Source organism: Rhodococcus sp. YH1, from assembly GCF_009939605.1.
Lineage (GTDB): Bacteria > Actinomycetota > Actinomycetes > Mycobacteriales > Mycobacteriaceae > Rhodococcus > Rhodococcus aetherivorans.
Genome location: NZ_WVTE01000053.1, coordinates 1 through 13,447, shown reverse-complemented (window position 1 = coordinate 13,447; position 13,447 = coordinate 1). Strand labels below are relative to the sequence as shown.

The 13,447-nt window shown below is 68.9% G+C and carries 13 protein-coding genes and 1 pseudogene; 10 read left to right on the top strand and 4 right to left on the bottom strand.

Features of this window, described 5'->3' with window-relative positions:
• Positions 1 to 119 (top strand): annotated as a pseudogene (locus tag AIIKEEIJ_RS34270) (IS30 family transposase); the annotation flags it as partial.
• 100 nt (positions 120 to 219) lie between these two features.
• Here AIIKEEIJ_RS34270 and AIIKEEIJ_RS05660 read toward each other — a convergent pair.
• The 4 genes from AIIKEEIJ_RS05660 to AIIKEEIJ_RS05645 all read right to left on the bottom strand — a co-directional run bounded on the left by AIIKEEIJ_RS05660 (position 220) and on the right by AIIKEEIJ_RS05645 (position 3,611).
• A complete protein-coding gene (locus AIIKEEIJ_RS05660; RefSeq protein WP_006941653.1) occupies positions 220 to 984 on the bottom strand; it encodes a crotonase/enoyl-CoA hydratase family protein in 765 nt (254 codons plus the stop codon).
• A gap of 9 nt (positions 985 to 993) precedes the next feature.
• Positions 994 to 1,758: an SDR family NAD(P)-dependent oxidoreductase gene (locus tag AIIKEEIJ_RS05655; protein WP_043802011.1), complete on the bottom strand. Its 765-nt coding sequence runs from the start codon at positions 1,756 to 1,758 to the stop codon at positions 994 to 996.
• Between the two features lie 27 nt (positions 1,759 to 1,785).
• Complete coding sequence (locus AIIKEEIJ_RS05650) at positions 1,786 to 2,961, bottom strand: thiolase family protein (RefSeq protein ID WP_050036072.1); 1,176 nt, start codon at positions 2,959 to 2,961, stop codon at positions 1,786 to 1,788.
• Between the two features lie 95 nt (positions 2,962 to 3,056).
• Positions 3,057 to 3,611 (bottom strand): SgcJ/EcaC family oxidoreductase, encoded by a 555-nt coding sequence (locus tag AIIKEEIJ_RS05645; RefSeq protein ID WP_161995145.1) that lies wholly within the window; start codon positions 3,609 to 3,611, stop codon positions 3,057 to 3,059.
• A 258-nt stretch (positions 3,612 to 3,869) separates the two neighbouring features.
• On the opposite strand from AIIKEEIJ_RS05645, the gene AIIKEEIJ_RS05640 reads away from it, so the two are divergent.
• The 9 genes from AIIKEEIJ_RS05640 to AIIKEEIJ_RS05600 all read left to right on the top strand — a co-directional run.
• Complete coding sequence (locus tag AIIKEEIJ_RS05640; RefSeq protein WP_029546558.1) at positions 3,870 to 5,033, top strand: acyl-CoA dehydrogenase family protein; 1,164 nt, start codon at positions 3,870 to 3,872, stop codon at positions 5,031 to 5,033.
• A 44-nt stretch (positions 5,034 to 5,077) separates the two neighbouring features.
• Complete coding sequence (locus AIIKEEIJ_RS05635; RefSeq protein ID WP_196813340.1) at positions 5,078 to 5,851, top strand: SDR family NAD(P)-dependent oxidoreductase; 774 nt, start codon at positions 5,078 to 5,080, stop codon at positions 5,849 to 5,851.
• A gap of 28 nt (positions 5,852 to 5,879) precedes the next feature.
• Positions 5,880 to 6,905, top strand: a complete 1,026-nt coding sequence (locus tag AIIKEEIJ_RS05630) for an LLM class flavin-dependent oxidoreductase (protein WP_006941639.1) — start codon at positions 5,880 to 5,882, stop codon at positions 6,903 to 6,905.
• Positions 6,905 to 8,575 (top strand): AMP-binding protein, encoded by a 1,671-nt coding sequence (locus tag AIIKEEIJ_RS05625; RefSeq protein WP_006941638.1) that lies wholly within the window; start codon positions 6,905 to 6,907, stop codon positions 8,573 to 8,575. The genes AIIKEEIJ_RS05630 and AIIKEEIJ_RS05625 overlap by 1 nt, the downstream gene beginning before the upstream one ends.
• A gap of 21 nt (positions 8,576 to 8,596) precedes the next feature.
• Complete coding sequence (locus AIIKEEIJ_RS05620; protein WP_006941637.1) at positions 8,597 to 9,763, top strand: acyl-CoA dehydrogenase family protein; 1,167 nt, start codon at positions 8,597 to 8,599, stop codon at positions 9,761 to 9,763.
• A 9-nt stretch (positions 9,764 to 9,772) separates the two neighbouring features.
• Positions 9,773 to 10,663, top strand: a complete 891-nt coding sequence (locus tag AIIKEEIJ_RS05615; protein WP_006941636.1) for an HpcH/HpaI aldolase/citrate lyase family protein — start codon at positions 9,773 to 9,775, stop codon at positions 10,661 to 10,663.
• A complete protein-coding gene (locus AIIKEEIJ_RS05610; protein WP_029546556.1) occupies positions 10,663 to 11,130 on the top strand; it encodes a MaoC family dehydratase in 468 nt (155 codons plus the stop codon). The genes AIIKEEIJ_RS05615 and AIIKEEIJ_RS05610 overlap by 1 nt, the downstream gene beginning before the upstream one ends.
• A gap of 1 nt (position 11,131) precedes the next feature.
• A complete protein-coding gene (locus AIIKEEIJ_RS05605) occupies positions 11,132 to 12,613 on the top strand; it encodes an aldehyde dehydrogenase family protein (RefSeq protein WP_161995144.1) in 1,482 nt (493 codons plus the stop codon).
• Between the two features lie 73 nt (positions 12,614 to 12,686).
• The coding region (locus AIIKEEIJ_RS05600) for a CoA transferase (protein ID WP_161995143.1) at positions 12,687 to 13,447 on the top strand (761 nt) is incomplete at its 3' end.

Sequence of the window (13,447 nt, the reverse complement as noted above, 5' to 3'; positions counted from 1 at the left end):
TGTACACGCCCGAGGACCTGCAGCAGGTCCAGGACGAGTTCAACGGCCGCCCCCGGCAGACGCTACGCTGGCGCACGCCAACCGAAGCGTTCACCGAGCTTGTCGCATCGGCCGCCTGAAACCGCCCAGATCGAAGCGGTGTGACATTCGGTCCTTCGGCACACGAATGCGAGCGGGGCCCGGGAATTCCTCCCGGGCCCCGCTCGTCGTTCCTCTGGGTCAGCGTCCCTGCCAGACGGGTTCGCGCTTCTCCTTGAACGCCAGCGCGCCTTCCTTCGCGTCGGCGGAGGAACGCACCGGCTCGTAGATCTCGCGCATGCGCTCGAACTCCTCCTCGTTGGACCAGTCCCGGGCCTGCGCGATGATCTGCTTGGTGGCGCGCAGTGCGAGCGGGCCGTTCTTCGCGATGGTCTTCGCCAGGGCGATCGCCTCGGTCAGCGCCTGCCCCTCGGGCACGAGGCGGTTGAGCAGCTTCGCCTCGTACGCGGTCTGCGCCGAGAAGTACTCACCGGTGAGGCACCATTCGACGGCGAGCTGGTGCGGGACGCGGCGTGGCAGCCGCAGGAGTCCGCCGCCACCGGCCAGCAGGCCGCGCTTGACCTCGGGGAGGCCGAAGACGGCCGTCTCGGAGGCGACGATGAGGTCGCAGGCGAGCACGATCTCGAACCCGCCGGCCACGGCGTGTCCCTCGACCGCCGCGACGAGCGGCTTGGCGGGGGACTTCTCGGTGATGCCCGCGAAGCCGCGACCCTCGACGGAGGGGCGTTCGCCGGCGAGGAAGGCCTTCAGATCCATCCCGGTGCAGAAGGTCTTGCCGGCGCCGGTGATCACGCCGGCGACGAGATCGTCGCGGGCGTCGAGTTCGTCGAGGGCGGCGGCGACGGCGACGGCGGTCTCGGTGTTGATCGCGTTACGCACCTCGGGCCGGTTGATCGTGATGATCTGCACGCCGTCGGACTGTTCGACGTGTACGGGGGTGTCCATGGCTGTCTCCTAGCGGGGCTGCATGCGGATCGCGCCGTCGATACGGATCGTCTCGCCGTTGATCATCGCGTTGTCCACGATCGACAGGGCGAGCTTCGCGTACTCGTCGGGCTGCCCGAGGCGGGCGGGGTGCGGGGTCTGGGCGGCGAGTCCGTCGCGGATCTCCTGCGAGAACCGGGACAGGATCGGTGTGTCGAAGGTGCCCGGCGCGATGCTGTTGACGCGCACGAGCTTCCGGGCCAGATCACGGGCGGCGACGAGGGTCATGCCGACGACACCGGCCTTGGCGGAGGCGTAGGGGATCTGGCCGATCTGGCCCTCCCACGCCGCGACCGACGCGGTGAGGACGATGACGCCGCGTTCGCCGTCGACGGGCTCGTTGTTCACCATGCGCGCGGCCGACAGGCGCAGCACGTTGAACGATCCGATCAGGTTGATCCGGATCAGGTTCTCGTACATGTCCAGCGAACCGGGGGTGCCGTCCTTCTCGACGACGCGGACGGTGCCACCGCGGCCGGCGCAGTGCACGACGGCCCGGAGCGGAGCGCGTTCCTCGGCCGCGTCGAGCGCGCGGTTCACCGCGTCGGGATCGGTGACGTCGGCCGGGGCGAACACGGCGAGCTCGCCGAGTTCCTTGGCGACGACCTCCCCGTCGGAGGTGGGCAGGTCGAGGATCACCGTCGGCACGCCGAGGCCGACGAAGCGCTTGACGGTGGCCAGGCCGAGGCCGGAGGCCCCGCCGGTCACTACCGCCGATCCCTGGGTGATGTCCATGATTTCTCCTGAGTCGGAAGTGGGTTTCTACAGTCGTTCCACGACGGTCGCGTTGGCCATTCCGCCGGCTTCGCACATGGTCTGCAGGCCGTACCGCCCGCCGGTGCGTTCGAGGTGGTGGAGCAGTGTGGTCATCAGCCGGGCACCGGACGCGCCCAGCGGGTGTCCGAGGGCGACGGCGCCGCCGAGCGGGTTCAGGACGTCGTCGGACGCGCCGATCTCGCGCTGCCAGGCGAGGGGGACGGCGGCGAATGCCTCGTTGACCTCGAAGGCGGCGATGTCCCGGACGGACAGGCCGGCCCGGGCGAGGACCTTTTCGGTGGCGGGGATGGGGCCGGTGAGCATGAGGGTGGGATCGTCGCCCACGACGGCCGAGGCCACGATCGCGGCGCGCGGGCGCAGGCCGAGCGCGGCCGCCTTCTCCTCGGACATGATCAGCAGGGCGGCCGCGCCGTCGGAGATCTGCGAGGAGTTGCCCGCGGTGACCTTCCAGTCCAGCTCGGGGAAACGCTCGCGCCACGTGTCGGTGTCGAAGGCCGCGGGCAGACCGGCGAGCCTGCCTGCGGTGGTGCCCTCGCGGATGGTCTCGTCGGAGGTCACCACGCCGTCGGGGGTGGTGACGGGAACGATCTCGCCGTCGAACCAGCCCGCGGCGCGCGCGTGTGCCGCGCGTTCGTGCGAGCGGGCCGAGTACTCGTCCAGCTCGGCCCGGCTCAGTGCCCACTTCTGCGCGACGAGCTCCGCGGCGATGCCCTGCGGGACGAGATCGGGGAAGCGCTCGCGCACGGCGGGCCCGTGCGGGTCCTTGCCCATGGCCGCCGATCCCATCGGGACCCGGCTCATCGACTCGACGCCGCCGGCGACGACGATGTCGTACGCGCCGGCGGTGATGCCCTGGACCGCGAAGTCGACGGCCTGCTGGCCGGAGCCGCACTTGCGTTCGATGGTCACGGAGGGCACGTGTGTGGGAAATCCGGCCGCGAGCAGGGCCTGCCGCCCGGGGGTGGCGGACTGTTCGCCGGACTGGTTGACGCAGCCGATGAGGACGTCGTCGATCAGGCCGGGATCGAGGTCGTTGCGGGCGACGAGCCCGGCCAGGACCTGGGCGAGCAGATCGCTGGGGTGCACCCCGGCCAGCGCTCCCTGCGCTCTGCCCCGTCCGGTGGGGGATCGGACGGCGTCGACGATGACAGCGCGGGTCATGGGCGTTCCTCCAGTCGGGAAATCAATTCATGATGATGGTTACTATAAACCATTCTCCGACCGATCGTATGGCCCGCGTCACACCGGTAGGGCCCTCATCGGTAGGTCGACCAGGTCGGCAGGGATTCGGGGAAGTCGGCGCGCCGGTGCGGCGTGCCCGGCCACTGGATGCGCTCCGTCGTGCACAGGCCCGCATTCATCCGCTCGAACGGCACGGCGTACATGAACCGCAGGTCCCGGCGCCGGAACAGCCAGCGGCCGTCCACGCGGGCGTACTCGTCGGAGTATCGGTACGCCGCCATCATCAACGTCCCGTCGAGCGCCAGTTCTGCTCGGCCCGTGAGCAATCCGCGTGCGCGGTCCCCGTCGACGGAGATCTGGTCGCTCTGCGGCGAGTGCAGGGTCAGGCTGTAGCGGTCCATGGCGGCGACGTAGAACTCGCGGATCTCCTCGCGCCCGCGGGCGATGGAGTCGGCGCGCTCGAACTCGCCGTCCTCGGTGAACAGCGAGAGCAGGGTCTCGAGGTCGTGGTCGTCGACGGCGATGGCGTAGGCCGCGACGAGGTCCTGGATGCGCGCACGGTCCTCGAGCCGGGTGAGGCGCCGGGCCAGCTCCTCCAGCGCCGTCGGGGACGAGTCGAGTGTCGTCATGTGACCTCCATAGAAACTGATAACGATTGTGATGTATTGCACAATAGGCGGTGGAGGCGCGGGAAGGACAGGGCGGCGCCGGCGAGGCCGCGAATTCCGCAGGTGACGACCCTTCCGGGCCTGGGTGGCGACCATCGACCAAAGAAGCGATTGCCTCTTAATCATTATCATGGTTAGTATGTGAGTCATCGAACTGAGTGACCTTGACCACATCCGGTGCGCGCTTTAGGTTAATGATGAACACAGAAAGGTGGGGACATGGCGACATCGCACGTCGACGACGAGCTCCGGGACATCCGTGCGGCCGCGGCGACCGTAGCCCGGGAACGCTACGCACCGAAGGCTGCGCAGTGGGATCTCGAACGCACCGCGTTCCCGCACGACGAGCGTCGCTTCCTCGGCGAGCTGGGCTATCTCGGCATCTCGCTGCCGGAGGAGTACGGAGGGTCCGGCGCCCCGCTGTCCCACGCCCTGGCGGTGATCGAGGAGTTCGCGAAGGTGTGCCGGCCGGCGGCCTTCCAGATCTTCGAATCCAACACCGGCCCGGCCCAGGCCATCGCCCGCCTGGGCACGGAACACCAGAAGAAGACGTTCCTGCCGCAGATCGTCGCCGGCGAGAAGACCATGGCCGTCGCGATCTCCGAGCCCGACGCCGGCTCCGCCGCCACCGACATGACCACCAAGGCCGTGCGCACCGACAAGGGTGTCGTCGTCAACGGCATGAAGCGGTGGATTTCCAACGGCAGCGAGGCCGACGTCTACCTCACCTACTGCCGCATGGGCGATGCCCCCGGCGCCAAGGGCATCGGAGCCGTCCTCGTCGAGGCCGACCGGCCCGGCATCAGCTACGGCGCACGCGAGAAGCTCATGGGCTTCCGGGGCATTCCGTCGGCCGACATCTTCTACGACGACGTGGTCGTTCCGGAGGAGAACATCGTCGCCGAGGCCGGCGGCTTCAGGAAGCTGTTCGGCGCGTTCACCATCGAGCGCCTGGGCAACACGACCATGAGCCTGGCCATCGGGCAGGAGGCGCTCGACCGCACCGTCACCTACGTGCAGGAACGCCACCAGTTCGGCAAGCCGCTCGTCGAGTTCCAGTCCGTCCAGATGACCCTGGCCGACATGGTCCTGCAGGTCGAGGCCGCTCGGCTGCTCCGCGATCGCGCCGTCGCGAACATCACCGACGGCCTGCCCGATCCGCTCGAGGTCTCCCTCGCCAAGTGCACCGCCAACGAGATGGCCAAGCGCGTCACCGACATGGCGATCCAGCTGCACGGCGGCAACGGGTACACCGAGGAGTTCGGAATCGAACGGCTGCACCGCGATTCGCACGGATGGGCGCTGGCGGGCGGCACGCCGACCATGCAGCGCACCCGGATCGTCTCCGAGCTCCTGGGCCGCACGTTCGATCAGCGCGCCTGACATTGCACATCAACGAAGAACTTCTCGAGAACGAGGTGAACGAAATGCTGGGTCGTTACGAGGGACGTATTGCCGCGATCATCGGCGGTGGTTCGGGCATGGGCCGCGCGATCAGCCATCGCATCGCCCAGGAGGGCGGCCACGTGTACGTCGCCGACCTGTCCGAGGACGGTGCGGTCACCGTCGCCGAGGAGATCCGGGCCGAGGGCGGTCAGGCCACTCCGATGCGGGTGGACGCGACGAACAACGACGATCTTCGCTCGCTCTTCGGCAAGATCGACGCCGACCACGGCGTCCTCCATGCGCTGCACGCGCAGGTCGGCATGCCCGGCCCGGGCGGCCTCGAGGTCGGCGACGCCGACTGGGAGAAGAACATCGCGGTCAACGTCAAGAGCGCCTACTACTCCACCACCCTCGGCTTCGACCTGCTGAAGAAGGCGGAGGGCAAGGGCTCGGTCACCCTCACGTCGTCGACGTCCGCGCTGATCGGTTCGCCGTTCAGCCCGATCTACTCGATGACCAAGGGCTCGCTCGTCCCGTTCGCCCGCTCCCTCGCGCTCGTCGGCGCCAAGGACGGTATCCGGGTCAACGTCATCTGCCCCGGCCAGGTCGTCACGCCGATGCTCTCGCAGTTCTTCGGGCGCGAGCCCGGCGCCGACGTCTCGGCCCTGACCAAGGACTTCGTCGCCACCATCCCGCTCGGCCGGGGTGCTCAGCCCGAGGAGATCGCGTCGGTGATCGCCTTCCTCAACAGCGACGATGCCAGCTACATCACCGGCGTGACCATTCCGGTCGACGGCGGACTCACCGCTCAGTAACGACCACTTCGACCGGAGGGACAGGACCATGGTTCAGGTCGGATTGCTGCTCAGCGACGTTCCGAAGTCGGTGAGCCCCGCACAGCAGTTCAAGGACGTACTGCGCATCGTCGACGCGGCGCAGGAGAACGGCTTCACCTACATCGCGATCGGCCAGCACTTCCTCTACGGGGAACTGCGGTGGCTGCAGCCCGTGCCGCTGCTCGCGCGCCTCGCCGCGCACGTCGAGCCGCACATCAAGCTCGTCACCCAGATCATGATCGCGCCGCTGTATCACCCCGTGATGCTGGCCGAGGAGATCGCCACGCTCGACGTGGTCACCGAGGGGCGGCTGATCTTCGGTGCCGGCCTGGGCTATCGACCCGAGGAGTTCGACTACCTCGGTATTCCGTTCAAGCAGCGGGCCGGACGGTTCGACGAGTCGCTGCAGATCATGAAGAAGCTGTGGACGGAGGAAGAGGTCACCTTCCACGGCAAGTACTTCCAGCTCGAGGGCGTCAAGCCGCACCTGTTCCCGGTGCAGGATCCGCACCCGCCGATCTGGATCGGCGCGCACGCGATGGGCGGTGTCCGCCGCGCCGGCAAGTACGGTGACGCCTACGCGACGCCGCCGGAGACCCCGAAAGAGGAAGTGCTCGAACGCTTCCGGGTCGTGCGGGATCTCTTCGCCGAGCGGGGCAAGGAATTCGGCCCGCAGCCGCTGCGCCGCAACGTGCTGGTCGCCGACACCCGCGAGCAGGCGATGCAGGAGTACGCCCGCGTGGCGCAGGGCCGCTACCTCACCTACGCGAACAAGGGCCTGGACGTCATGAAGGGCACCGACCTCGAGAACGAGTTCGCCAAGGCGGTGTCGAGCCACGCCGTCGTCGGCGATCCCGAGCAGGTGGTCGCCCAGCTGACCGACCTGGTGACCACCATGCCGGTCGACCCGCTGCTGATGCGTCCGCAGTGGCCGACGATGGACGCGGACGAGACCATCGCCGCCATCTCCCGGCTCGGCAAGGAAATCGTTCCGTCGATCACCGCGATCCCCGCAAACCGGGAGTTGTCCTGATGCAGACCTACACCGATCTGAAACCGACCTTCACCGACCCGGAGGACTGGACGCTGGGCCACGTGCTGCGCACGTACGCTGCGTCCCAGCCGGATTCGGAGTTCCTCGTCACGCCGGAGGAGGATCGGCGCTTCACCTACGCCGAGATGCTCTCCTCCGCCGAACGGATCGCGAGCTCCTGGTACCGGGCCGGCGCGCAGCAGGGTGACCGGGTGATCATCATGGCGCAGAACTCGTCCCAGCTCGTGCGCTCCTGGTTCGGCACCGCGGTCGGCGCACTCGTCGAGGTGCCGATCAACACCAACTACGAGGGCGAGTTCCTCCGCCACCAGGTGGTGACCGTCGAGCCGCGGTGGGCGGTGATCGACGACACCTACGCCGAGCGGTTCGTGGCGATCGCCGAGCATGCGCGTGGCATCGAGAAGTTCTGGGTGGTCGACTCGGGCGCCGGAAACCGCGACCTGGCACTCGAACTGCTGCGCGCCAACGGCTGGGACGCCGAGGCGTGGGAGACGCTGGAGGCGGGCGAGGTGCAGGAGCTGCCGCAGGCACGGCCCCAGGACCTCGGCGCGATCTTCTTCACCTCCGGGACCACCGGCCCGTCCAAGGGCGTGGCGATGCCGAACTCGCAGCTGTACTTCTTCGCGCAGGAGGTGGTGTGCTTCACCCGGCTCACCCGCGAGGACACCTACCTCACCACCACGCCGCTGTTCCACGGCAACGCCCAGTTCATGGCGGTCTACCCCGCCCTGGTGGCCGGGGCGCGGGCCGTGGTGCGCTCGAAGTTCAGCGCGAGCCGCTGGATCGACCACGTGCGCGACGACGACGTCACCGTCACCAACTTCGTCGGGGTCATGATGGACTTCGCGTGGAAGCAGCCGCCGCGCGAGAACGACCTCGACAACCGCCTGCGCTGCGTGTACGCGGCGCCGACGGCCAGCTCCATCGTCGAGGACTTCAAGAAGCGCTACGGCATCGAGGCCTTCGTCGACGCGTTCGGGCTGACGGAGACCTGCGCGCCGATCGTCGCGCCCTACGGGGTGCCCCGGCCGGCCGGGGCCGCGGGGCTCGCGGCCTCCGAGTGGTTCGACATCCGCCTGGTCGACCCGGAGACGGACCGCGAGGTCGAGGTCGGCGAGGTCGGCGAGCTGGTCGTGCGTCCGGTGCAGCCGTGGACGTGCAGCATGGGGTACTACAACATGCCGGAGAAGACGCTCGAGGCGTGGCGCAACCTGTGGTTCCACACCGGCGACGCCCTGAAGAAGGACGAGGACGGCTGGTTCTACTTCGTGGACCGGTACAAGGACGCGCTGCGCCGTCGCGGCGAGAACATCAGCTCCTACGAGATCGAGCAGGCGGTGCTCGGGCACCCGGCCGTCGTCGAGTGCGCGGTGATCGGTGTTCCCGCCGACGTGGAGGGCGGCGAGGACGAGGTGCTCGCGACCGTGGTCGGCACCGGCGACGTCGGTCCGGAGGAGATCCTGGCCTGGTGCGACGGCCGGATTCCGGCCTTCGCGATCCCGCGCTACCTTCGATTCGTCGGCGCGCTGCCCAAGACCCCGTCGGAGAAGGTCCGCAAGGCGGTCCTGCGCGAGGAGGGCATCACCCCCGACACCTACGACCGCACCGCGGTCTCCGACGCAGACCGCACCGCGGTCCCCGCGGTCTGACGGCCGGGAAAGGCAACCGAGATGGACTACAGCAAGAACGAGACCCACGAGGAAATCCGGCGGGGGATCCACGATCTGTGCAAGCGGTTCCCCGACGAGTACTGGGCCGAGCACGACGAGTCCCACGAGTTCCCGTGGGAGTTCTACAACGCCATGGCCGAGGGCGGCTGGATGGGTCTCACCGTCCCCGAGGAGTACGGCGGCGGCGGCCTCGGCGTCACCGAGGCCGCGATCGTCGAGCGGGAGATCGCCGCGTCCGGCGCCGGCATGGGCGGGTGCAGCGCGGTACACATCGGCATCTTCGGATTCGAGCCGATCATCCACCACGGTTCCGAGGAGATGAAGCGCAAGTACCTGCCGCGCGTCGTCACCGGCGAGCTGCACACCTCGTTCGCCGTCACCGAGCCGGACGCCGGTACGGACACCACCAACATCCGCACCTTCGCCAAGAAGGTCGACGGCGGCTGGCTGGTGTCCGGCAAGAAGGTGTGGATCACCAAGGCGCAGGAGGCCGAGCGCATGCTCCTGCTGTGCCGCACCAGCCCCCGCGACGAGAACGCCAAGCGCACCGCCGGCATGACGCTGATGTTCGCGGAGATGGACCGCAGCAAGGTGCAGATCCGGCCGATCCCCAAGATGGGCCGCAACGCCGTCGACACCAACGAGCTGTTCATCGACGAGCTGTTCGTCGCGGACGAGGACGTCGTCGGTGAGGTCGGGCACGGCTTCCGCACCATCCTCGGCGGCCTCAACGCCGAACGCGTCATCTCGGCGAACGCCGCCCTCGGCATCGGTGAGGCGGCGTTGCGCCGCGGCGTCGACTACGCCAAGCAGCGCGAGGTCTTCGGCCGTCCCATCGGGAAGAACCAGGGCATCGCGTTCCAGCTCGCCGAGGCCCGCATCCGCCTCGACGCCGCCGAGGCGGTCCTGGACAAGGCGACGTGGATGGTCGACCAGGGCCTGCCGTGCGGACGGGAGGCGAACGCGGCGAAGTTCCTGTGCGCCGAGGCCGGCTTCTACGCCGCCGACGTCGCCCTGCAGACCCACGGCGGCTTCGGTTACGGCAAGGAGTTCCACGTCGAGCGGTACTTCCGGGAGGCGCGGCTCATGCGGATCGCGCCGATCAGCCAGGAGATGGTCCTCAACTACACGGCCGAGCACGTGCTGGGCCTGCCGCGAAGCTACTAGGAGGACGACGTGCAGCCGTACCGTTCGATCCTGTTCGTCCCGGGGCACCGCCCGAAGTGGGTGGACAAGGCCGTCGCGGCCGGCGCCGACTGCGTCGTGCTCGACCTCGAGGACTCCGTGCCGGCCGCGGAGAAGGCGGCCGCCCGCGCGACCGTCGCCGAGTCCATCGCGCGGGTGCGCGAGTCCAACCGGGACGTCGGGCTGTTCGTGCGCGTCAACCCCCTCGCCACCCGGCTGACCGGGGCCGATCTCGAGGCGGTCGTGGTGCCGGGCCTGACCGGCATCTTCGCCCCGAAGATCGAGCAGGCCACCGACGTCCTGCGCTACGACGCGCTGCTCGACCACTTCGAGCTGCGCAACGGGGTGGCGGGGCTCGAGTACATCGTGCCCGTCGAGACGGTGAAGGCCATCCACAACTGTCTCGAGGTGGCCACGGCGTCGCCGCGCGTCGGCGCCATGATCGGCCCGTCGGCCGAGCACGCCGACATCGCCCGCGAGGTCGGCTACGAGTGGACCCCCGAGGGACACGAAACCCTCTACCTGCGCAGCCGGGTGCTGCTGGCCTGCCGGGAGGCCGGCATCCACGCCCTGACCGGCCTGTGGGAGGATCTCGAGAACCTGGACGGGCTTCGCGACTTCGCGGTGCGAGGCCGGCAGCTCGGGTTCCGCGGGATGATTGCGATCCACCCCTCCCACGTGGCCACCGTCAACGACGTGTTCAGCCCGTCGGAGCAGGACCTGGAGTTCTACCGCGGACTCGCCGAGGCCTACGAGAAGGCGGAGGCGGAGGGCGTCGGCGCGCTGCGGTATCGCGGCCTGCACATCGACAAGGCCCACTACGACAAGGCAATTCAATGGCTCGAACGAGCCGAGGCGATCCTACGGAGAGGTGAACGGTGATGCGCGGTCTGTACTTCGAGGAGTTCGAGGTCGGGAAGCACTACAAGCACTCGATGACCCGCACCGTCACCGAGATGGACAACGTGCTGTTCACCTCGCTGACGATGAACATCCAGCCGCTGCACCTCGACGAGGAGTTCTGCAAGACGACGATCCACAAGCAGCGGGTGGTCAACAGCCTGTTCACCGTCGCGCTCATCGGTGCGTTCCACGTACCCGAGCTGACCATGGGGACCACGCTCGGGAACCTCGGCTACGACAAGGTCAAGTTCCCGAATCCGGTCTTCCACGGCGACACCCTGCGCGCGGAGACCACCATCCTGAAGAAGCGTGAATCCGAGAGCCGCACCGACAGCGGCATCGTGTGGTTCGAACACCGCGGCTTCAACCAGCGCGACGAACTCGTCTGCCTGCTCGAGCGCGTCGGCCTGATGGCCAAGCGCCCCACCACCGAGGAAGGTGCCTGAGATGACTGCAGCGCCCGAAACCGAATTCCCGTTGAAGGACTGGGTTCCCGAAACCCGGACCCTGCTGATCGGCGACCGGGAGGTCGAGCCCGCCGGTGACACGTGGGACGTCTACAACCCGGCCACCGAGGAGGTCATCGCCACCGTCGGCGGCGCCTCCACCGACCAGGTCGACGCCGCGGTCGCCGCCGCCCGCGCCGCCTTCCCGGCGTGGTCCGCCCTGAGCGGCGAGGAGCGCTCCCGCCACATCCACCGCTTCGCCGACGTGCTCGAGAAGGCCGCCGACCGGCTGCTGCCCTCGATCGTCAACGAGGTCGGCACGCCGGTCTCGCTCGCCGAGTACCTGCAGGTCAAGATGGCCGTCGACGAGCACCTGCGGTGGGCCGCCGAGGCCGCGAAGACCGACCGCACCGTCCATCTCGGCGAGTACGACAAGCCGGTGCCGACGATGAGCGACGTCGTGTACGAGCCGGTGGGCGTCGTCGCGGCGATCACCGGGTACAACTACCCGCTGAACCTGGCGATCTTCAAGTTCGGCGCCGCGCTCGCGGCCGGCTGCACCGTGGTGCTGCTCCCGTCCCCGCGCACCCCGCTGACCACCCTGTTCCTGGGCGATCTCATCCGCGAGGCGGGTCTGCCGCCGGGCGTGATGAACGTCGTCATCGGCGGCGCGGACGTCGGGCAGCGGCTGTCCTCGCATCCCGGCGTGGACCGGGTGTCCTTCACCGGTTCCGACGGGGTGGGCGCGAAGATCATGGAGCAGGCCGCGGCGAACCTGGCCGGCGTGACCCTCGAGCTCGGCGGCAAGTCGCCGAACATCGTGCTGCCCGGCGTGGACGTGCAGAAGATCGCCGTCGAGATGCACCTGCGCTGGTCCCGCAACGGCGGTCAGGGCTGCGCCGCCCTCGCCCGGCTGCTGGTGCACGACTCGGTCTACGACGAGTTCCTCGAGGCCGGCGCGTCGGCGTTCGACCAGATGGTCGTCGGCGACCCGTGGGACCGTACGACGAACATCGGCCCGATGATCCGGCCCGACCACCAGAACCGCGTGCAGGGCTTCATCGACGGCGCGGCGGCCGAGGGCGGCAAGAAGCTGCTCGAGGTGACCAAGCCGCTGCCCGAGAAGGGCTGGTTCGTCAATCCGGTTCTGCTCGGCAATCTTCCGCCCAACGCGCGCGCGGTGCAGGAAGAGATCTTCGGTCCCGTCGCGGTGATCCTGCCGTTCAAGGACACCGAGGAGGCCATCCGCCTCGCCAACGACACCCCCTTCGGTCTCGCCGCGAACGTGTGGTGCGACGACCCGGTCGAGGCGCGCCGCGTCGCGGAGAAGATCCGCGCCGGAACGGTATGGATCAACGGCGGCGGTGCCATGCGGCCGGACGCGCCGTTCGGCGGCTACGGGCGCTCGGGAGTCGGCCGCGAGCTCGGTGAGTGGGGGATGCGCGAGTACCTCGAGGTCAAGCACATCCAGTGGCGGATCTGATTCGCCGGCAAGGTATTCGGCAACATCGCATTCGGCAGGGCCGAACCGGACGACAAGGCTAGGAGAGACGACGATGAACGCATCCGCTGCGGGTCCGCTCGCGGGAGTCAAGGTGCTCGAGCTCGGCACCATGTATGCCGCCCCCACCGCGGGGCGCATGCTCCGCGACTTCGGCGCCGAGGTGGTCAAGGTCGAGGACCCGACGACCGGAGACTTCGCACGCCAGTGGGTTCCGCAGAAGGAGGGGTTGTCGCTGGGCTTCTCCCGTCTCAACGCCGGGAAGAAGTCCCTCGGCATCGACCTGCGTTCGCCGGAAGGCCGCGACCTGGTGCGCCGGCTCGCGGCCGAGGTCGACGTCGTCGTCGAGTCGTTCCGTCCCGGCCGGCTCGAGGAGTGGGGCCTGGGCTACGACGTGCTGAGCGCGGACAACCCGGGGCTCGTGCTGGCCCGGGTGTCCGGGTTCGGGCAGACCGGACCCAATCGCAGCCTGCCGGGATTCGGCACCGTCGCCGAGACGGCCAGCGGTTTCGCGCACGTCAACGGCTGGCCGGACTCGCCGCCGACCTCCCCGCCGTTCGGGTTCGCCGATTCCATCGCCGGGCTGTCCGCCGCGATGGGCGTCGCGATGTCGTTGTACAAGCGGGAGCGGACGGGGCAGGGCGACGTCGTCGACGTCGCGCTGTACGAGCCGCTGATGTTCATCATCGGTGACATGTTCCTGCGCTACACCGCGCTCGGCGAGATCCAGCAGCGCATCGGCAACGCCACCGGCGCGGCGTCGCCGCGGGGCATCTACGAGGCCCAGGACGGGCGCTTCCTGTCCATCGCGGCGTC